Here is an 18,743-nt window from a genome sequence, read left to right as displayed (position 1 = left end):
GCGATCCGGGTCAGAAGCTGAGAGCGCGCTTGAGCAGGTCGGCCTGCTCTGCGGCGTGCACCTTCGACGAGCCTGCCGCCGGCGACGCGGATGCCGCGCGTGCGACAGTGCGGAACTGGCGATCACCCGGCACATCTGCGAACGCGAGGGCGAGGAACGGCCATGCGCCTTGGTTCTCCGGCTCTTCCTGGCCCCACACCAGCTCTGCATTCGGGTATGCGTCGGTGATCGACTTGAGAGCGTCGATCGGCGTCGGGTAGAGCTGCTCCAGTCGCACCAGGGCGATCTCGGGGTTCGGGTTCTTGTCGAGCTCGCTGCGAAGATCCCAGTGCACCTTGCCCGAGTGCACGAGCACGCGCTTCACGCTTTCGCGGCTCAGCTCGCGGTGGTCGTCTATCACGGGCTCGAAACGTCCCTGAGTGAAGTCCTCGACCTTGCTGGTCGCGCCGCGAAGGCGGAGCATCGCCTTCGGCGTGAACACGATCAGAGGACGACGAGGGCGTGCGTACGCCTGACGGCGCAGAAGGTGGAAATAGGATGCCGGCGTCGACGGGCGGGCCACCGTCATGTTGTCCTGCGCGCACAGCTGAAGGAAGCGCTCGATGCGTGCGGACGAGTGATCCGGTCCCTGACCCTCGTATCCGTGCGGGAGGAGCAGCGTGACGCTGGACTGCTGGCCCCACTTCTGCTCGGCCGATGAGATGTACTCGTCGATGACTGCCTGCGCGGTGTTCGCGAAGTCACCGAACTGCGCCTCCCACAACACGAGCGCCTCTGGTGCCTCCACCGAGTAGCCGTACTCGTACGCCATCGCCGCGTACTCGCTCAGCAGCGAGTCGTAGACGAAGAAGCGCCCCTGCTTCTCGGAGAGATTCGCGAGCGGCAGCCACTCCTGGCCGTTCGCACGGTCGTGCATGACGGCATGGCGCTGAACGAACGTGCCTCGTCGCGAGTCCTGCCCTGCGAGGCGCACCGAGGTGCCCTCCACGAGCAGCGAGCCGAACGCGAGAAGTTCGCCGAAGCCCCAGTCGATGTTGCCGCTGCGAGTCATCTCGACGCGCTTGTCCAGCAGCTGCTGGATCTTCGGGTGCACAGTGAAGCCTTCTGGCTTGTTCGCGAACGCCTCGCCGATGAGGCTGACGACCTCGGTCGAGACGCCGGTCACGTCCGGCTCGCCGGTGACCTCTTCGACGGGGACGAGATCCGGAGCGATCGGCGTCGCGCCGGTCTCCGCCGCGTGGGTCTCCGCGAACGCGACCTCGAGACGGCCCTGGAAGTCGTCCTTCGCCTGATCGTATTCCTCTTCGGTGATGTCGCCGCGGCCGACCAGAGCCTCGGTGTAGAGCTTGCGCACCGACCGCTTCTCCTGGATGAGGTCGGTCATGAGCGGCTGCGTCATCGACGGGTCGTCGCCCTCGTTGTGACCGCGACGGCGGTAGCAGACGAGGTCGATCACGACGTCGCGGTGGAAGCGCTCGCGGTACTCGAAGGCGAGCTGCGCCACGTGGATGACCGACTCCGGGTCATCGCCGTTGACGTGGAAGATCGGTGCCTGAGTCGTCTTGGCGACGTCCGTCGCGTACACCGAGGTGCGCGCATCCGTCGGCGTGGTGGTGAAGCCGACCTGGTTGTTGACGACGACATGGATCGTGCCACCCGTGCGGTACCCGCGCAGCTGCGCCATCTGCAGCGTCTCGACGACGACGCCCTGGCCTGCGAACGCCGCATCGCCGTGCACGAGGATCGGCAGCCAGGAGAACGTGCCGATCGGCTTGCGGTCCTGCTTGGCCCGCACGATTCCCTCAAGCACGCCGTCGACCGTCTCAAGATGCGATGGGTTGGCTGCAAGGTACACAGGAAGTTCCGACTGGTCGTCGGCGATGAAGGTGCCCTGGGTACCCAGGTGGTACTTCACATCGCCGGAGCCGCGCTTGTTGCCTGTGGCCTGAAGGCCTTCGAACTCGCGGAAGACCTGTCCGTACGTCTTGCCGGCGATGTTGGTGAGCACGTTCAGTCGTCCGCGGTGCGCCATTCCGATCGCCGCACCCTCGAGGCCGCCGGCTGCGGCGCCCTGAAGGATCTCGTCGAGCAGAGGGATCAGCGATTCGCCGCCCTCGAGCGAGAACCGCTTCTGGCCGACGAACTTGGTCTGCAGGAACGTCTCGAACGCCTCGGCCTCATTGAGCTTGCGCAGAACGCGCAGCTGCTCGTCGTGGCCGGGCTTCTGGTACTTGACCTCGACCTGCTCCTGGAACCAGCGACGCTGCTCAGGGTCCTGGATGTGCATGTACTCGATGCCGAGCGTGCGGCAGTACGAATCGCGAAGCACACCGAGGATGTCGCGGAGCTTCATCACGCGCTTGCCGCCGAAACCGCCGGTGACGAACTCCCGATCGAGATCCCAGAACGTGAGGCCGTGGCTCTCGATCTCCAGGTCGGGGTGCGAACGCTGCACGTACTGGAGCGGATCGATGTCGGCCATCAGGTGTCCGCGGACGCGGTAGGAGTTGATCAGCTCCTGCACCCGGGACTGCTTGTCGACGCGCTCTGCGAGGTCGACCGCGATGTCGGCGTTCCAGCGGATCGGCGCGTACGGGATGCGCAGCGCCGCGAAGATGTCGTCATAGAAGCCGCGCTCACCCAGAAGCAGCTCGTGCGTCTTCTTGAGGAACTCTCCGGAACCGGCACCCTGGATGACACGGTGGTCGTAGGTGCTGGTGAGCGTGATGGTCTTTCCGATGCCGAGCTCGGCGAGCGTCTTCGCGCTCGCGCCCTGGAACTCGGCCGGGTACTCGAGAGCCCCGGCGCCGATGATGCAGCCCTGGCCCTTCATGAGACGCGGAACGGAGTGCACGGTGCCGATGCCGCCGGGGTTCGTGAGAGAGACCGTGGTGCCGGCGAAGTCACCGGCGGTGAGCTTGTTGGCCCTCGCACGTGTGACGAGGTCTTCGTACGCGGCGAGGTACTCGGTGAACGTCAGCGTGTCGGCCCGCTTGATGCTCGGCACCATGAGGGCACGGGTGCCGTCGGGCTTGGGCAGATCGATCGCGATGCCGAGGTTGACGTGGGCCGGCGCGACGACAGACGGCTTCCCGTCGATCTCCGCGTAGAACACGTTCTGACTCGGGAACTCCTTCAGCGTCTGGATCAGAGCCCAGCCGATGAGGTGAGTGAAGCTGATCTTGCCGCCGCGCGAGCGTGACATGTGGTTGTTGATGACGATGCGGTTGTCGATCATCAGTTTCGCCGGGATGGTGCGGACACTGGTCGCGGTCGGAACGGTCAGCGACTGGTCCATGTTCGCGGCGAGGGTCTTGGTCATGCCGCGAAGGGGAGTGACCTTGTCCTCGTCGGCTGAGTCCTCGGCGGCCTTGGTCTCCGGCTTCGGCGCCTGAGCGGGGATCGGCGCAGGCGCCGCAGGCTTCGCCGTCGTGCGAGCCACCGGTTGCGAACCGATCACCGGGATCGGTGCGGTCACGGGGTGCTCCGCTGCCGCCGCGGACGATGCAGCCGAGATCGGCGCTCCTGCGGCCGGTGACGGCGCGGCATCCGACTGGTAGTTCTCCAGGATCGGCCACCACTCCTTGTCGACGGAGTTGCGATCGATCTTGAACTGTTCGTAGAGTTCGTCGACGAGCCACGAGTTGGCTCCGAAATCTCCGTCGTCCGAACCTCCGACGCCGGCCACCTGGTTCGCCACGCGCTATCGCCCTCTTTCATCGCTGAAGCTTCTGTCCACGCGCCGAACGGGAGGCCCCCGGGTCAGCGCGCTCTGCCCTCTAGCCTAACGTGTTCTCACGCATGGATACGCGAGCGTGCCTGCCCGATCTGACCGGTGTGAAGCTACCGTGGGGGTATGAAGTTCGTCAGCGAGCAACCTGCCGTAGATCTCACGTACTCGGACGTCTTCCTCGTGCCACGACATTCCGACATCACCAGTCGACTCGAGGTCGATCTCGCGCCCCGAGACGGCACACCGGCGACGATCCCGCTCGTCGCCTCGAACATGAACTCGGTCACCGGTCCTCGGCTCGCCGCGGTGCTCGCTCGTCGTGGCGGCCTCGGAATCCTCCCGCAGGACATGCCGCTGCAGGATCTGGATGCCGCGATCCGCGAGGTGAAGCGTCAACCTGTCGCATGGGACACGCCGGTGGTGCTTCCGCCTTCGGCCTCCGTCGCCGAGGCGCTGCGGCTCATGCCGGCCACAGCGGGTCACGGCATCGTGGTCGCAGAGGGCGTCGCGGGAGAGGTGATCGACGCATCCGCCGTGCACGGCATCCTGCCGGCCACCAGACTCGCCACCGCTCTGGCAGATGCGCAGCTGGGTGATCTGGTGCACGCGGGAAGCCCGGCATTGGACGCCGAAGACGTCACGAGCCCTCGTGCAGCCTTCGACGTCATCACCGCGACCGGCGCTGAGATCGTCACGATCGTGCGGCACGGTCACCTCATCGGAACGCTGAGCGCACGCAGCGCACTGCGATCGACGTTGTACGAGCCCGCGGTCGACTCGGACGGGCGTCTGGCGGTCGGCGCGGCCGTCGGCATCAACGGTGACGTGGCGGCCAAAGCCAAAGCCCTGGCTGCCGCCGGTGTCGATGTGCTCGTCATCGATACCGCGCACGGCCACCAGGAGGGGATGCTGCGCGCGCTCAGGACGGTCGCGGCGCTGAATCTCGGCATCCCGTTGGTCGCGGGCAACATCGTCACTGCGGACGGTGCGAACGACCTCGTCGATGCCGGCGCATCGATCCTCAAGGTCGGCGTCGGGCCAGGAGCCATGTGCACCACCCGCATGATGACGGCTGTCGGACGGCCGCAGTTCTCGGCGGTGCTCGAGACGGCGCAGGCCGCGCACGAACTCGGTGCGCATGTCTGGGCCGACGGTGGAGTGCGCTACCCGCGCGACGTCGCGCTCGCTCTCGCCGCCGGCGCGGCATCCGTCATGATCGGCTCGTGGTTCGCCGGCACGATCGAGGCGCCGGGTCAGTTGCAGACGGATGCCGATGGGCGCATCTACAAGGAGTCGTGGGGCATGGCATCGACGAAGGCGGTGCACGCGAGGTTCGGGCGACTCGACGCGTACGATCGGGCGCGCAAAGAGCTGTTCGCCGAAGGCATCTCGTCGTCGAAGATCTACCTCGATCCGCTGCGCCCCGGCGTGGAGGACCTCCTCGACATGATCACATCGGGCGTTCGATCATCGTTCACTTATGCCGGCGCGGCCTCGGTCGCGGAGTTCCACGATCGTGCACTGGTCGGCAGGCAGTCCGCCGCCGGATACGAGGAGGGCAAGGCGCTGCCCGTCAGCTGGTAGGACCATGGCGCCCGCTCACAGCGAAATCAACGAAGCGATGCCAGGTGATTCTGTAGAATCATTGCACCATGGACGACCCTCCCAGTTGTAGTACATCGCCCCACTGTCCGCCCCTGCTCCTCGAAGAGGAGGGGAAACACTGATGGATTACGTCATGTTGGGCGTGGGGCTTCTGCTCACGGTGGGAACGGGACTGTTCGTCGCCAGCGAGTTCGCGCTCGTCAATCTGGATCGCGCAGAGCTCGAAGCGAGACAGGCCAGAGGCGAGACCCGGCTCTCGATCACGATCAGTGCTCTCAAGCACACATCGACGCATCTCTCCTCCGCGCAGCTCGGCATCACGCTGACCACGCTGCTGACCGGTTACACGATGGAACCGGCGCTGTCGAACCTGCTGAGTCCCGTGCTGACGGGATGGGGAATCGCAGAAGGCGCGGTCTCGCCGATCGCGACCATCGTCGCCATGTTCCTCGCGACTGTGCTCTCGATGATCCTGGGCGAACTCGTGCCGAAGAACTTCGCCCTCGCGCTGCCGCGTGCGACGGCCAAGCTCGTCGTGCCGTTCCAGGTCGCGTTCACGACCGTCTTCAGGCCCGCCATCGTCCTGCTCAACGGCAGCGCCAACGGCATCCTGCGTTCGATGGGAATCGAGCCGAAGGAAGAGCTCTCCGGTGCGCGCACGGCTGAGGAGCTCTCCTCGCTCGTGCGTCGATCCGCCAGCGCCGGGGTGCTCGAAGCCGACACCGCCAGCCTGCTCGACCGCACGCTCACCTTCTCCCGGCTCTCTGCCGACGACGTCATGACGCCGCGGCCCAGCATGCACGCCATCGCCGCCGGCGACTCCGCCGAGGATGTCATCCAGCTCGCACGGCGCACCGGGCACAGTCGCTTCCCGGTGTACGACGACGACCTCGACGACATCACCGGGGTGGTTCATCTGAAGGCCGCCGTCTCCGTGCCCCGCGAGCGACGTTCCGAAGTGCCTGTCGGCGCGCTCGCGACCGAGCCGCTCCGGGTACCGGAGACCGTGCACCTCGATGTGCTGATCTCGGAGCTCCGTGCCAAGGGCTATCAGCTCGCGATCGTCGTCGACGAGTACGGCGGAACCGCCGGGATCGTCACGCTCGAAGACCTCGTGGAGGAGATCGTCGGAGAGGTGTCCGACGAGCACGACCGCAGCAGGGCGGGCGTCATCCGCGGCCGCGACTCCATCACTTTCCCGGGCGAACTGCGTCCGGACGAACTGCGAAGCCGCACCGGCGTCCTCGTACCGGAGGGAGACGTGTACGACACCGTGGGCGGCTACATCATGAGTGTGCTCGAGCGCGTGCCTGCGAACGGCGACGAGGTCACCCTCGACTCCGGGGTGCTGCAGGTAGTCCGCATGGACGGTCGCCGTGTCGACCGCATCCGGTACACGCCGGTGCCGGTGGATGTCGCGACTGAGGAGGTGACGCGATGAGCGACTGGATGGGAATCGTCTGGCTCGTGATCCTGCTCGTCGCGAACGCCTTCTTCGTCGGTGCGGAGTTCGCGGTCATCTCGGCTCGTCGCTCGCAGATCGAGCCGCGCGCAGAGGAGGGGTCCCGCGCTGCCAAGACCGCGCTTTTCGCGATGGAGCACGCGACTCTCATGCTCGCGACCTCGCAACTCGGAATCACGATCTGCTCGCTGCTGATCCTGAACGTCTCCGAGCCCGCGATCCATCACCTTCTCGGCATACCGATGCACGCCCTCGGGTGGGCGGATGCCGTGGTCGATGTCACCGGTTTCGTGATCGCTCTGCTGCTGGTGTCGTACCTGCACGTCGTGTTCGGCGAGATGGTCCCGAAGAACCTCGCGTTCTCCGTGCCGGATCGCGCTGTGCTGATCCTCGCGCCGCCGCTCGTATGGATCTCGAAGGTGTTCCACCCCGTCATCTGGGTGCTCAACGCCGCCGCGAACGGGGTGCTGCGCCTGTTCCGCGTCGAGCCCAAGAACGAGGCGGCTTCTACCTTCACGATCGACGAGGTCGCCACGATCGTCAACCAGTCGCGTCGTGAGGGCGTGCTCTCCGATGCATCCGGCACGGTGACGAAGGCGGTCGAGTTCACCGACAAGAAGGCACGCGACGTGGCTGTGGCGCTGGGCGATCTGGTGACACTGCCGGCGACGTCGACGCCCGACGACATCGAACGGGCCGTTGCCCGTTATGGGTTCTCCCGGTACGTGATCGTGGATGACGAGCATGTGCCTCTGGGGTACGTCCATCTGAAGGACATCCTGCGAGCATCGGAAGGGGCGGATGCTGCGACCACCACGGCCGTGCAGATCCCACCGAAGCGCATCCACCACATGGTCCCGGTGCAGGAGGACACCGACCTCGAAGACGCCCTCGCGGTCATGCGTCGCGCCGGTCGCCATCTGGCCAGGGTGCGCAACGCCGACGGCGACACCACTGCGGTGCTGTTCCTCGAGGACATCCTGGAGGAACTCGTCGGGGAGGTGCAGGACGCGACCCGTCGCGTCCACGGGCGCTGAGGCTGACTCGACGCGACGCAGGTCAGTGGTCAGCGCCAGCGGGCGCGCATGTACTGCGGCGGCCACACGACCGTGTCTCCGAGTTCATGCGCGGCACGCAATCCGAAGTGCGGGTCGCGCAGCCACTCCCGGCCGGCGAAGATCGCGTCGGCCGCGCCGTCCGCGATCACCTGCTCCGCCTGTTCGGCAGCCGTGATGAGCCCGACCGCCGAGACCGGGATCCTTCCGCCCCGGCGGACGGTCTCGGCCAACGGCACCTGATATCCGGGGTGCACGTCGATCCGCTGGTGCGCGACGAGCCCACCGCTGGAGACGTCGATGAGGTCGGCGCCATGCGCGAGAGCCCAGTCGCTCACGGTCGCGGCCTCGTCGGGCGTGAAGCCGCCTTCGGCGTGGTCGGTCGCTGAGATCCGTACGAACAACGGCGCAGCGTCGCCCGCGACCTCGCGCACAGCATCCACCACGCGCAGCAGCAGGCGTGCGCGGTTCTCGAGCGATCCGCCGTACACATCCGTACGCTGGTTCGACAACGGCGAGAGGAACTGGTGCAGCAGGTAGCCGTGCGCACCGTGCACCTCGAGCACGTCGAACCCGGCGTCCAGCGCGCGGCGGGCGGCGGCTCGGAAGCCGTCGACGATGCGCTCGATGCCGGAGGCGTCCAACGCGACGGGCGCTTCGAAGCCCTCGAACGCGATCGCCGACGGTGCCACGGTCGTCCAGCCGCCGTCCGCAGTCGCCACGGATCCGCGCTGCTCGGCCCACGGCCACCAGGTCGAGGCCTTGCGTCCGGCATGTGCGAGTTGGATGCCGGCCAGCGCCCCGCGGTCGTGGATCGTGTTCACCACGAGCCGCCATGCGTCTGCGTGGATGTCATCCCACAGGCCGGTGTCACGTGGTGAGATGCGGCCCTCGGGAAGAACGGCCGTCGCCTCGGCGACGATGAGCCCGGCACCGCCGGATGCGAACTGTCCGAGATGGATGCGGTGCCATTCTTCGACCACTCCGCCCTCGACGCTGTACATGCACATCGGCGACACCCAGAGGCGATTCGGGAAGGTGACGGAGCGGATGCTGAGCGGGGAGAAGAGTTGACTCACCCTTCGACCGTAGTGCCGCTGGAGACCCCTCGGCGCGCTAGCGTGGAAGCATGGTCGACGTCCGCGAGTGGTCCCGGGTCGACACCGCGCGCCTGCTGCGCGTTCCCGGTGTCGACGACGACAAGTACTCGCGTGGTGTCGTCGCCCTTCGCACCGGTTCGAATGCGTATCCCGGTGCCGCCGTGCTCGGCGTCGAAGCCGCCTGGCGCGCCGGTGCAGGATTCGTCCGCTTCGTCGGCGAAGACCGCGCTGCGGATGCGGTGATCGCTCGCCGACCGGAGACGGTCGCCGCACGAGACGTCGGACGCACGCGTGTGGATTCCTGGGTGATCGGCTCTGGCACGGACGCTGCGGAGCGAGCTGCGGTGGAGTCGGCCGCGTTGAGCGACATCCTCTCCGGGTCTGTTCCCGTCGTCGTCGACGCCGGCGGGCTCGATCTCGCGCCAGGCGCCACTGCTCCTCTTGTCGTCACTCCGCACGCGGGCGAATTCGCCCGGCTGCGCGAGCAGTTGGCACTCGCGACCCATGGCGTACGCGATCGTGTCGCCGATGTCGCCGAGACCGCGCACGCCCTCGACTGCGTCGTGCTTCTGAAGGGGGCGAAGACGCTGGTCGCAGCGCCGGACGAGCTCGTGATCTCGATCTCGTCCGCTCCGGGCTGGCTCGCGACCGCAGGTGCGGGCGACGTGCTCGCAGGCGTGCTCGGCGCTCTCCTGGCGGGCAACCCTGGGATGTCGAAGGCGCAGGTCGCCGCCGCGGCCGCATGGTTGCACGGACATGCGGCGACGCTCGCCTCAGGGGCGGAGGCGGGTTGGCCTGGTCACCCCATCGTCGCGCTCGATGTCGCCGAGGCGCTGCCCGCAGCCATCGAAGACCTGCTCTCGTGAGACCGCGCACTGCGGTGTTGTGGGCCGCTTTCCTCGCCGTGCACGTGCTTGTCGCCTGGCAGGGGTGGGTGTACCCGAGTCAGCCGATGGGCGATGTCGTGCTCGTCTACGAGCCGTGGTCGGCCTCCGCCGTGACCGGCGGCGCGATCGTCGGGATCACGGAGCCGTGGGTGTATCCGCAGCTGGCGCTGCTGCCGATGCTGCTCGCGAAGCTTCTCGCGTGGCCGCTGGTGGGACTCGTCGGCATCTCGGGTGCGTACCTGATCGGGTGGGCGGTACTTGTGACAGCGGCGGATGCTGTCGCCTTCGGCGTGCTCGTCGGCCGCACCGGTACGGCCTCACGGCGTTCGGCCGGATGGTTCTGGACTGCGGCGCTGCTGCTGCTCGGGCCGATCGCGATGTACCGGATAGACGCGGTCACCGTGGCGCTGGGTGTGATCGGAGGGCTCTGGCTGATCAAGCGCCCCATCGTCGCAACGGTGCTGCTCACCATCGCCGCATGGATCAAGATCTGGCCGGGCGCACTCGTGCTCGCCGCCGTCGTCGCCGCGCGCGGACGCATCAGGGTGCTGCTCACTGCAGCCGCGGCGTGCGCTGCCATCGTGCTGATGCTGTTCCTCCTCGGTTCGGGGCGGCATGTTCTCGGATTCCTCACCGAGCAGACCGGGCGCGGTATGCAGATCGAAGCCGTTGCCGCGACGCCGTTCCTGTGGATGGCGCACTTCGGCGCAGCATCCATCGACTACAGCTTCGAGATCCTCACCTTCCAGATCGCGGCGCCCGGCGCGGAGGTGCTGGCGGGCCTGCTGACACCGGTCATGGTGCTCGTCGTGGCGGCTGTGCTCGCGATCGGGATCGTCAAGGCGACGCGCGGCGCATCGTTTCCTCGTCTCTTCCCGCCGTTGGCGCTCGCACTCGTCGTCACACTCATCGTGACGAACAAGGTCGGCTCGCCGCAGTTCCAGACCTGGCTGATCGCCCCCGTGATCCTGTGGATCATCTTCGACCGCACTCGATCCGGACTGCCGGCGGGGATCGTGCTCGTCCTGTGCGCTCTGACCTGCCTGATCTACCCGCTGAGCTATGACGCACTGCTGCGCGCCGAGATGCTTCCGGTGCTCGTGCTGACCGTTCGCAATCTGCTGCTGGTCGCCCTGCTAGTGATCGGCGTGCGCGCCATGGTGCGGGTTCCCGCGGCTCGCATGGCGCGCCGAACCTGAACCTTCCGACTGCCCTGAACCACTCAACGAGAGGAATCCTCATGCTCATCGCCTTCTCCGTCGCTCCCGGCGGCTCCGGCAACACCGACGGATCCGTGCACGACGCGGTCGCCGCAGCCGTCAAGGTCGTCCGCGAGTCCGGCCTCGCGCACCGCACGACCAGCATGTTCACCGAGATCGAGGGGCCGGACTGGGACACCGTCATGGATGTCGTCAAGCGGGCGACGGAGGCCGTGATGCCGTTCGGCTCGCGCGTCTCACTGGTGCTCAAGGCGGACATCCGCCCTGGATACAGCGGAGAACTCGATGCGAAGATCGACCGGCTGGAGGCGGCGATCGAGGAGTCCACCGGCCAGTAGCATGGAGGAGTGAATCCCTCGAACAATTCGAGGGGTGCGGCGAAGTGGGCGCTCCTCTCCCTCGCCATCGGCTCATTCGGCATCGGCATGACCGAGTTCGTCATGATGGGCCTGCTGCCGCAGATCGCACAGGACCTGCTGCCAGGACTCTGGCAGACCAGCCACGAGGACGCCATCGCGCAGTCGGGCGTGCTCATCTCGCTGTACGCGCTCGGCGTCGTGATCGGCGCACCGACGATCGCAGGTCTGGTCGCCCGTTTCCCGCGTCATCGCGTCATGATCGGCCTTGCGCTGGCATTGACCGTGTTCAACGCGCTCACGGTCGTGCTGCCGAGCTTCGGACTGGTCGGGGCCTCTCGTCTGCTGGCCGGGCTCCCGCACGGGGCATACTTCGGCATCGGCGCCCTCGTCGCCGCCGACGTGCTCGGACCGGGAAAACGTGCCAAGGGGGTCGCCTTCATCCTCACCGGCCTCACGATCGCGAACGTCGTCGGCGTGCCGCTCGGCACATTCCTCGGGCAGCAGTGGGGGTGGCGAAGTGCGTTCCTGGTCGTCACGGTCGTGTTCGCCATCGCCACGGTCTGCATCGCCAGATTCGTCCCCAAGCATCCGGGTGATGCCGGCCGCACGCTGCGGTCGGAGCTCGGAGTGTTCCGCGTCGGGCAGGTGTGGCTCACGCTCGGGATCGGAGCGATCGGCTTCGGCGGGTTCTTCGCCGTCTACAGCTACATCGCTCCGCTCGTCACCGAGATCGCCGGCTCACCGGCATGGGCAGTGCCGATCGTCCTCGTGATCGTCGGACTCGGTATGACGGTCGGCAATCTGCTCGGCGGATATCTGGCAGACCGCGACCTGCGCCTGACGCTGCTGCTCGGGATGGGCGGTCTCGCTGTCGTGCTCGGGTTGCTGGCACTGCTGTCCTTCCAGATCATCCTGCTGGCGATCTTCGCCTTCGCAGTGGGGCTGGTCTCCTCGGTTCTGAGCCCGGCGATCCAGACACGCCTGATGGACGTGGCCGGAGACAATCAGTCCATCGCGGCGGCGATGAACCACTCGGCGCTCAACATCGGCAACAGCCTCGGTGCGTTCCTCGGCGGCGTCGTGATCGCTGTCGGCTGGGGTTTCACGGCACCGGCGTGGGTCGGCGCCGCGCTCGCGGTGGTCGGACTGACGATCACGGCGGTCGCCCTCCGAGTGGACCGCGTCGCCGTCGCGGTCTGAGCCGGGCACGCGTGCCTCCATCCCCGTAGGGTGAGGTCATGGACGCGATGATGCCGGTGGGGGGAACCGTCGTGCTGCTGCGCGATCGTCAGGACGGCGGGGTGGAGACCCTGCTGGTCCGTCGCCCCGATCACGGATCGTTCGCCGGAGGTTGGGTCTTCCCTGGAGGTGTCGTCGAAGACGCCGACGTCATCGCGGTTCTCGCCGACGCCGGCGAGCAGGCGGTCGCCGCGCACGCAGCCATCCGTGAGTGCGAGGAGGAGGTGGGCATCCGCCCCGCCGACCTCGTCGCGCTCTCGTGCTGGGTGCCGCCTCTCGAAGCACCCAAGCGCGTGCGCACGTGGTTCTTCCTCGCGGCGGCTCCTGACACCGAACCGGTGCTCGCACCGGACGAGGTCATCGACGCGCGGTGGCTGACACCGGACGAGGCGCTCGGGCTCCACGCAGCAGGCGAGCTGCGACTGTTCCCACCGACGTGGGTGACGCTGCAGTCGCTCGCGCAGGCCGAGAGTGTCTCCGATGCGCTTGCCGCGGCATCCGTTCCCGAGCTCTACGCGACGCACATCGTCGCGGGTGGGGTGTTCGTCTGGGGCGGTGACGTCGAGCATCCGGAGGGCGGGGGAGGCCGGCACCGGCTGGAGACCGCCGCGCTTCCCTGGAACTATCTGCGCAGCTGAATCAGGCGTCGAGCAGCCGGTGCAGGTGTGCGCCGACGGCCTCGGTCTCGATGAGGAAGCCGTCGTGTCCGAAGTCGCTGGCGAGCACGACAGCCTCGTGGCCGTCGAGCGTGTTCGGGATGCTGCGTGCGATGCGGTGCTGCCCGTCGACGGGGAAAAGTCGGTCAGTGTCGATTCCCAGCACGAGGGTCTTGGCGGTCACGGTGCGCAGCGCCTCTTCGACTCCACCTCGACCGCGCCCGACATCGTGCGAGTTCATGGCCTCCACGAGTGTCAGGTAGCTGTTCGCGTCGAAGCGACGGGTGAACTTGTTGCCGTGGAAGTCGAGGTAGGACTCGACGGCGAAGCGGCCGCCATGTCCGAGGGGTGAGACCTCGGACTGCCAGGAGCGCTGGAAGCGCTGGTTCAGCTCGATGGGGCTGCGGTAGTTGAGCAGTGCCATCCGTCTGGCGAGCGCGAGACCACGGTGCGGGCCCTCTCCGTCGCTGAGGTCGTAGTACTCGCCACCCTGGAATCGAGGGTCCATGCGGATCGCTTCCAGCTGCACCGAGTTCAGCGCGATCTGATCGGCGGTGTTGACGGGGGGAGAGGAGAGCACGGCCAGGCGATCGACGCGATCTGGGTGCGTGACGGCCCATTCCAGCGCGTGCATCCCTCCCATCGATCCGCCGATGACGCCCGCCCAGCGGTCGATGCCGATCGCATCGGCGAGACGCACCTGGGCTGCGACCTGGTCGCGCACGGTGAGGTACGGGAACCGCGATGCCCATTCGTAGCCGTCAGGGGCGACGCTGGCGGGGCCTGTGGATCCCTGGCAGCCGCCGAGCATGTTCGGCGCGATCACGAACCAGCGGTCGGTGTCGATCGCAGCACCCGGTCCGACGATCTCCTCCCACCAGCCGGCCGTCGGGTGCCCTGCGCCCGCTTCGCCGCGCAGGTGACTGTCGCCGGTGAGGGCGTGCAGCACGAGGATCGCATTGTCGCGCGCGGCGTTGAGCTCGCCCCAGGTCTCGTAGGCGATGCGGATGCTGGGAAGCTCCACGCCGCTCTCGGTCCGGAAAGGACCTGAGGCGGCGAACTTGCGGCGCCCGGCCGGATCCCCGTCCCGCCACGCGCCGGTGACCGGTGGCCGCGCGCGGAGCAGTCGCGTATCCGCCTCCGTCACGCGCGCCGATGGCACGGTGTCCTCGGAGGTGCTCTGCCAGTCCATGCATCCATTCTCGCGTGGATATGTGCCCGGGCGGTGAAGGTTACGCGGTCGACGCCGCGGCGCAGTGGCAGGGCATGGGTGCGGATCCAGACCACCGGATGATGAAAGGAGGAAAATGACGATCAGATCAGCTGATAACCGGCACTTTCCTCCTTTGAACATCAACAGACTCGTCCTGCACAGTCCGGATGGACCACGATGTATCCACTGCGTTCATGATCGCGGGCATCGCGGACGGGTCGGCTCCCTCAGGATGTGTGGATGCGCGCACGAGACCGACTGCCGCGAACGCTGGGGGAGAGCTTCAGCATTCGCGAGGCCGAGGAGGCCGGGGTCGGGCGTTCCCGGAGGAACTCTCCTGACCTTGACCGTCCTTTCCATGGCGTGCGAGCGACCGCGCAGCCGAAGACGTTGGCGGAGTTCGTGTACAGCTACCACCGACGGATGAAGCGAGGGCATCGTTACGGCGGGCGTACGGGAATGCGATTGTGGGGCCTCCCCCTTCCGCAATTGTGGACAGCTGAGGAGCCGCTGGTTGTGATGGTCATGCCCGACGCGGCACCGCCGAAGACCGGCGGTGTGAGAGGACGCCGTCTTGCGTCTGATCGCGCCGAGACCACGACGCTGAAGGGCGTTCCCGTGGTCGATCCGGTCGCCGCGTTCTTCACATGCGCCGCCGAACTGACAGTGGCGCAGGCCGTCGTGGTGATCGACGCCCTGATCACGACGGCATCCGACTATCCGGGCCTGGGGCCGCGGCGCCCGATGACCACTCCTCAGATGATCGCGGATCGGCTCGTGCAGTGGGGGCGGTTTCCCGGATGCGCGACGGTGCGCACCGCGTTGCCTCTCGCACGGGAACGAGTGGAATCGCCCAAGGAGACTGAGACGAGGCTTCTGATCGTGACGGCCGGACTGCCGGAACCGCTCATACAGTTCGAAGTGCACGACGGTGGCCGGCTTGTCGGGCGTGTGGATCTGGCGTACCCCGAGTTGAAGATCGCAATCGAGTACGAGGGCGACGGCCATCGCACGGACAAGGCGCAGTGGCGGCGCGACGTCCAGCGTCAACGAGAACTGGAAGCACTCGGCTGGATCGTGATCAGACTGACCGAAGACGACCTCAAGGACGGCGGCGCATCCCTGCTCGCTTCCCTTCGGCGAGCTCTGGCTACCCGCTCAAGAGCATGAAAGAAGGAAAGTGCCGGTCTCCTTGCGGTATGACCGGCACTTTCCTCCTTTGAACGCCGAAGAGCGGCGAGCGAGCGCGATCAGGCGCGCGCGGCCTCCGAGACCCGGCGGGCAGCGTCGAGAGCCTGCTCGAGGTCGGCCTTGAGGTCGTCGATGTTCTCGAGGCCCACGGACAGACGCACCAGACCCGGTGTGACGCCGGAGGTGAGCTGCTGCTCCGGCGACAGCTGCGAGTGCGTGGTGGATGCCGGGTGGATGACGAGCGAGCGGACGTCGCCGATGTTGGCGAGGTGGCTGAACAGCGACAGGCTGTTCACGAACTCGCGACCCGCCTCCACTCCACCCTTGAGCTCGAACGACAGCACGGCGCCGACGCCCTTGGGCAGGTACTCGTTGGCCTTGGCGTACCACGGCGAGGTCGGAAGGCCGGAGTAGTTGACCGAGGCGATGTCATCGCGACCGTCCAGCCATTCGGCGACCTCCTGCGCGTTCTGCACGTGGCGCTCGATGCGCAGCGAGAGGGTCTCGATGCCCTGGATGAGGTTCCAGGCGCTCTGCGGGGCGATCGCCGAGCCGAGGTCGCGCAGCAGCTGCACTCGGGCCTTGATGATGTACGCGAGCGGGTCGCCCACTGCAGTCGTGTAGCTGGCCCCGTGGTAGGAGGGATCTGGCTCGGTGAGGCCGGGGAACTTCTCGACGTTCTTCGACCACTCGAACGTTCCGCCGTCGATGATCGCACCGCCGATGGTGGTGCCGTGTCCGCCGAGGAACTTGGTCACCGAGTGCACGACGATGTCGGCGCCGTGCTCGAACGGACGCAGGAGGTAGGGGGTCGCGATCGTGTTGTCGACGATCAGCGGCACGCCGTTCTCGTGCGCGACGTCGGCGACGGTGCGGATGTCGAGCACGTTGATGCGCGGGTTGCCGATCGTCTCGGCGAAGAGCAGCTTCGTGTTCGGTCGGACGGCGCGGCGCCACTCCTCGGCGTCATCCTGATTCTCGACGAAGGTGACCTCGATGCCGAGCTTGGCGAGCGTGTACTTGAAAAGGTTGTAGGTGCCGCCGTAGATCGAGCTGGAGGCGACGAAGTGATCGCCGGCCTCTGCGATGTTCAGCACTGCGAACGTGGATGCCGCCTGCCCGCTGGCGAGGACGAGGGCGCCGGTGCCCCCTTCGAGGGCGGCGAGTCGCTGTTCGAGCACATCCTGCGTCGGGTTCTGGATGCGGGTGTAGATGTTGCCGAACTCGGCAAGCGCGAAGAGGTTCGCGGCGTGGTCGGCGCTGTCGAAGACGTACGACGTCGTCTGGTAGATCGGCGTGGCGCGGGCCTTGGTGACGGGGTCGGGCGCGGCGCCGGAGTGGATCTGCTTGGTCTCGAAACGCCAGGTCTCAGGTGCGGACATGTGTTCCCCCTGGAACGGATTGAGGTCGGTACGGCGGATGCCGTTGATGAGAGCGTATGCAACCTCACCTTTGTCAACAATGTGTGGGAAATGTGACGTAACATCCTCGCGCTCTGAAACCGCGACGAAACGTCGTACGGTGGAGGCATGGTGACACGTCGTGCAGTGGTGACAGGTGCGAGTTCTGGTATCGGGGAGGCGACCGTTCGCGACCTCCGCGCGCGAGGATGGGAGGTCGTCGGCGTCGCCAGACGCGCGGATCGCCTGCAGACCCTCGTGGATGAGACGGGCGCATCGGCCATCGCATGCGATCTGACGGACGAGGATGCCGTTGCTTCGCTCCTCGCCGAACTCGAGGCTTCAGGACCCGTGCATGCTCTGGTGCAGGTCGCGGGAGGCGCCCGCGGCACGGAGCGGGTCGAAGACGCGAGCATCGCCGACTGGCAGTGGATGTACGACGTCAATGTGCTGGCCACCCAGCGCCTGGTCGCCGGGATGCTCCCACAGCTGCGCCGCGCCGCCGAATCCGATGGGCACGCCGACACGGTCTTCGTGACTTCGACCGCCGCTCAGATCGCGTATCCAGGCGGCAGCGGCTACAACGCGGCGAAGGCCGCGGAGTCGATGCTCGTCAAGGTGCTGCGGCAGGAGCTGAACGGCGAACCGATCCGCGTCGTCGAGGTGGCGCCCGGCATGGTGCACACCGAGGAGTTCACGCTCAATCGACTCGGCGGCGACAGCCTCGCAGCAGAAGCCGTCTACGCCGGGGTCGAGAAGCCACTCACCGCGCACGACGTCGCCGACGTCATCGGGTACGCGCTGGATGCGCCAGGCCATGTGAACCTGGACCTCATCACGATGCGTCCTGTCGCCCAGTCGGCGCAGCACCTGCTGGCACGCGGGCCGTTGCGCGTCCGCGGCGGCGAAGGCTGAGCGCGGATGCCTGGACGCTCTCTCGCGCAGTTGGCGGATGAGGGCCTGATCGATCGCGGTTGGGCGGAGGCTCTGGCACCGGTCGCGGATGTCATCAGCGGGCTCGGCGAGAGGCTGCGAACAGAGCAGGCGGAGGGCCGCGGCTATCTCCCCACGGGCGACCATGTGCTGCGCGCATTCCAGCGACCGCTCGCGGATGTGCGGGTGCTGATCACCGGCCAGGATCCGTACCCGACGCCGGGGCACCCGATAGGCCTGTCGTTCGCCGTCGACCGTCACGTGCGTCCGCTGCCCCGAAGCCTTGCCAACATCTACCGGGAACGCGAAAGCGATCTCGGCATTCCTCCTGCTTCGCACGGTGATCTGACGGCGTGGAGCGATCAAGGCGTGCTGCTGCTCAACCGAGTCCTGACCGTCGCCCCAGGCGCACCGGCGTCGCACAGGGGATGGGGCTGGGAGAAGGTCACCGAGCTCGCGATCCGCACGCTCGTCGCACGCGCCCAGCCGATGGTGGCGATCCTGTGGGGCAAGGATGCCGCCAACCTGCAGCCGATGCTCGGCGACACGCCTGTGATCGCCTCCGCTCATCCCTCCCCGTTGTCGGCACATCGCGGCTTCTTCGGTTCCCGGCCGTTCTCGCGCGCGAATGCGCTGCTCGAGCAGCAGGGCGCGAGCGCTGTGGACTGGCGCGTGGACGGCGAACTATAA

At 67.2% G+C, this 18,743-nt stretch carries 15 protein-coding genes; 11 read left to right on the top strand and 4 right to left on the bottom strand.

Features of this window, described 5'->3' with window-relative positions; genetic code table 11:
• Window positions 1-10: 10 nt before the first annotated feature.
• Entirely contained in the window at window positions 11-3,700 is a 3,690-nt protein-coding gene (locus ACP7AR_RS06385) for a multifunctional oxoglutarate decarboxylase/oxoglutarate dehydrogenase thiamine pyrophosphate-binding subunit/dihydrolipoyllysine-residue succinyltransferase subunit (RefSeq protein ID WP_426183882.1), read from the bottom strand.
• A 156-nt stretch (window positions 3,701-3,856) separates the two neighbouring features.
• Here ACP7AR_RS06385 and ACP7AR_RS06380 point away from each other — a divergent pair, with 156 nt between their 5' ends.
• The 3 genes from ACP7AR_RS06380 to ACP7AR_RS06370 all read left to right on the top strand — a co-directional run bounded on the left by ACP7AR_RS06380 (window position 3,857) and on the right by ACP7AR_RS06370 (window position 7,837).
• Window positions 3,857-5,317 (top strand): GuaB1 family IMP dehydrogenase-related protein, encoded by a 1,461-nt coding sequence (locus ACP7AR_RS06380; protein WP_426183880.1) that lies wholly within the window; start codon window positions 3,857-3,859, stop codon window positions 5,315-5,317.
• Between the two features lie 142 nt (window positions 5,318-5,459).
• Window positions 5,460-6,779: a hemolysin family protein gene (locus tag ACP7AR_RS06375; protein ID WP_426183878.1), complete on the top strand. Its 1,320-nt coding sequence runs from the start codon at window positions 5,460-5,462 to the stop codon at window positions 6,777-6,779.
• Window positions 6,776-7,837: a hemolysin family protein gene (locus ACP7AR_RS06370; RefSeq protein WP_426183876.1), complete on the top strand. Its 1,062-nt coding sequence runs from the start codon at window positions 6,776-6,778 to the stop codon at window positions 7,835-7,837. Before ACP7AR_RS06375 ends, ACP7AR_RS06370 begins: the two co-directional genes overlap by 4 nt.
• A 29-nt stretch (window positions 7,838-7,866) precedes the next feature.
• On the opposite strand, the gene ACP7AR_RS06365 is transcribed toward ACP7AR_RS06370, so the two are convergent.
• Window positions 7,867-8,934, bottom strand: coding sequence for an NADH:flavin oxidoreductase/NADH oxidase (locus ACP7AR_RS06365; protein ID WP_426183874.1), 1,068 nt, complete (start codon window positions 8,932-8,934; stop codon window positions 7,867-7,869).
• A 50-nt stretch (window positions 8,935-8,984) separates the two neighbouring features.
• Here ACP7AR_RS06365 and ACP7AR_RS06360 point away from each other — a divergent pair, with 50 nt between their 5' ends.
• The 5 genes from ACP7AR_RS06360 to ACP7AR_RS06340 are packed head-to-tail and all read left to right on the top strand — an operon-like array spanning window position 8,985 to window position 13,298.
• Window positions 8,985-9,821 carry an ADP-dependent NAD(P)H-hydrate dehydratase gene (locus ACP7AR_RS06360; RefSeq protein ID WP_426183872.1) on the top strand — a complete coding sequence of 279 codons (837 nt, stop codon included), beginning with the start codon at window positions 8,985-8,987 and terminating at the stop codon, window positions 9,819-9,821.
• The gene (locus ACP7AR_RS06355; RefSeq protein ID WP_426183870.1) at window positions 9,818-11,041 is read left to right on the top strand and encodes a hypothetical protein; all 1,224 of its coding nucleotides are present in this window, start codon (window positions 9,818-9,820) and stop codon (window positions 11,039-11,041) included. Before ACP7AR_RS06360 ends, ACP7AR_RS06355 begins: the two co-directional genes overlap by 4 nt.
• 41 nt (window positions 11,042-11,082) lie before the next feature.
• The gene (locus tag ACP7AR_RS06350) at window positions 11,083-11,400 is read left to right on the top strand and encodes a thiamine-binding protein (RefSeq protein ID WP_426183868.1); all 318 of its coding nucleotides are present in this window, start codon (window positions 11,083-11,085) and stop codon (window positions 11,398-11,400) included.
• A 9-nt stretch (window positions 11,401-11,409) separates the two neighbouring features.
• Window positions 11,410-12,621, top strand: coding sequence for an MFS transporter (locus tag ACP7AR_RS06345; RefSeq protein ID WP_426183866.1), 1,212 nt, complete (start codon window positions 11,410-11,412; stop codon window positions 12,619-12,621).
• A gap of 38 nt (window positions 12,622-12,659) precedes the next feature.
• A complete protein-coding gene (locus tag ACP7AR_RS06340; protein WP_426183864.1) occupies window positions 12,660-13,298 on the top strand; it encodes an NUDIX hydrolase in 639 nt (212 codons plus the stop codon).
• Window position 13,299: 1 nt separating this feature from the next.
• Here ACP7AR_RS06340 and metX read toward each other — a convergent pair whose 3' ends face one another.
• Window positions 13,300-14,508, bottom strand: a complete 1,209-nt coding sequence (gene metX / locus ACP7AR_RS06335) for a homoserine O-acetyltransferase MetX (RefSeq protein ID WP_426183862.1) — start codon at window positions 14,506-14,508, stop codon at window positions 13,300-13,302.
• A gap of 261 nt (window positions 14,509-14,769) precedes the next feature.
• On the opposite strand from metX, the gene ACP7AR_RS06330 reads away from it, so the two are divergent.
• Window positions 14,770-15,699, top strand: coding sequence for an endonuclease domain-containing protein (locus tag ACP7AR_RS06330; RefSeq protein ID WP_426183860.1), 930 nt, complete (start codon window positions 14,770-14,772; stop codon window positions 15,697-15,699).
• A gap of 80 nt (window positions 15,700-15,779) precedes the next feature.
• Here ACP7AR_RS06330 and ACP7AR_RS06325 read toward each other — a convergent pair whose 3' ends face one another.
• The gene (locus ACP7AR_RS06325) at window positions 15,780-17,102 is read right to left on the bottom strand and encodes a bifunctional o-acetylhomoserine/o-acetylserine sulfhydrylase (protein WP_426183858.1); all 1,323 of its coding nucleotides are present in this window, start codon (window positions 17,100-17,102) and stop codon (window positions 15,780-15,782) included.
• A 147-nt stretch (window positions 17,103-17,249) separates the two neighbouring features.
• Here ACP7AR_RS06325 and ACP7AR_RS06320 point away from each other — a divergent pair, with 147 nt between their 5' ends.
• Entirely contained in the window at window positions 17,250-18,035 is a 786-nt protein-coding gene (locus tag ACP7AR_RS06320) for an SDR family oxidoreductase (RefSeq protein ID WP_426183856.1), read from the top strand.
• A 6-nt stretch (window positions 18,036-18,041) separates the two neighbouring features.
• Entirely contained in the window at window positions 18,042-18,743 is a 702-nt protein-coding gene (locus ACP7AR_RS06315) for a uracil-DNA glycosylase (RefSeq protein WP_426183854.1), read from the top strand.

The sequence above is a fragment of the Microbacterium sp. TWP3-1-2b2 genome, assembly GCF_049896145.1.
In the GTDB taxonomy this organism is placed as follows: domain Bacteria; phylum Actinomycetota; class Actinomycetes; order Actinomycetales; family Microbacteriaceae; genus Microbacterium.
The sequence above is the reverse complement of the archived record's forward strand: the minus strand, read 5'-3'. Positions and strand labels throughout refer to the sequence as shown.

What these genes read in the sequence shown, in the direction of transcription:
- ACP7AR_RS06320 (WP_426183856.1), top strand. Translation starts at nt 17,250, where the DNA reads ATGGTGACACGTCGTGCAGTGGTGACAGGTGCGAGTTCTGGTATCGGG.
- ACP7AR_RS06340 (WP_426183864.1), top strand. Translation starts at nt 12,660, where the DNA reads ATGGACGCGATGATGCCGGTGGGGGGAACCGTCGTGCTGCTGCGCGAT.
- ACP7AR_RS06315 (WP_426183854.1), top strand. Translation starts at nt 18,042, where the DNA reads ATGCCTGGACGCTCTCTCGCGCAGTTGGCGGATGAGGGCCTGATCGAT.
- ACP7AR_RS06330 (WP_426183860.1), top strand. Translation starts at nt 14,770, where the DNA reads ATGCGCGCACGAGACCGACTGCCGCGAACGCTGGGGGAGAGCTTCAGC.
- metX (WP_426183862.1), bottom strand. Translation starts at nt 14,508, where the DNA reads ATGGACTGGCAGAGCACCTCCGAGGACACCGTGCCATCGGCGCGCGTG.
- ACP7AR_RS06375 (WP_426183878.1), top strand. Translation starts at nt 5,460, where the DNA reads ATGGATTACGTCATGTTGGGCGTGGGGCTTCTGCTCACGGTGGGAACG.
- ACP7AR_RS06380 (WP_426183880.1), top strand. Translation starts at nt 3,857, where the DNA reads ATGAAGTTCGTCAGCGAGCAACCTGCCGTAGATCTCACGTACTCGGAC.
- ACP7AR_RS06350 (WP_426183868.1), top strand. Translation starts at nt 11,083, where the DNA reads ATGCTCATCGCCTTCTCCGTCGCTCCCGGCGGCTCCGGCAACACCGAC.
- ACP7AR_RS06370 (WP_426183876.1), top strand. Translation starts at nt 6,776, where the DNA reads ATGAGCGACTGGATGGGAATCGTCTGGCTCGTGATCCTGCTCGTCGCG.
- ACP7AR_RS06360 (WP_426183872.1), top strand. Translation starts at nt 8,985, where the DNA reads ATGGTCGACGTCCGCGAGTGGTCCCGGGTCGACACCGCGCGCCTGCTG.
- ACP7AR_RS06325 (WP_426183858.1), bottom strand. Translation starts at nt 17,102, where the DNA reads ATGTCCGCACCTGAGACCTGGCGTTTCGAGACCAAGCAGATCCACTCC.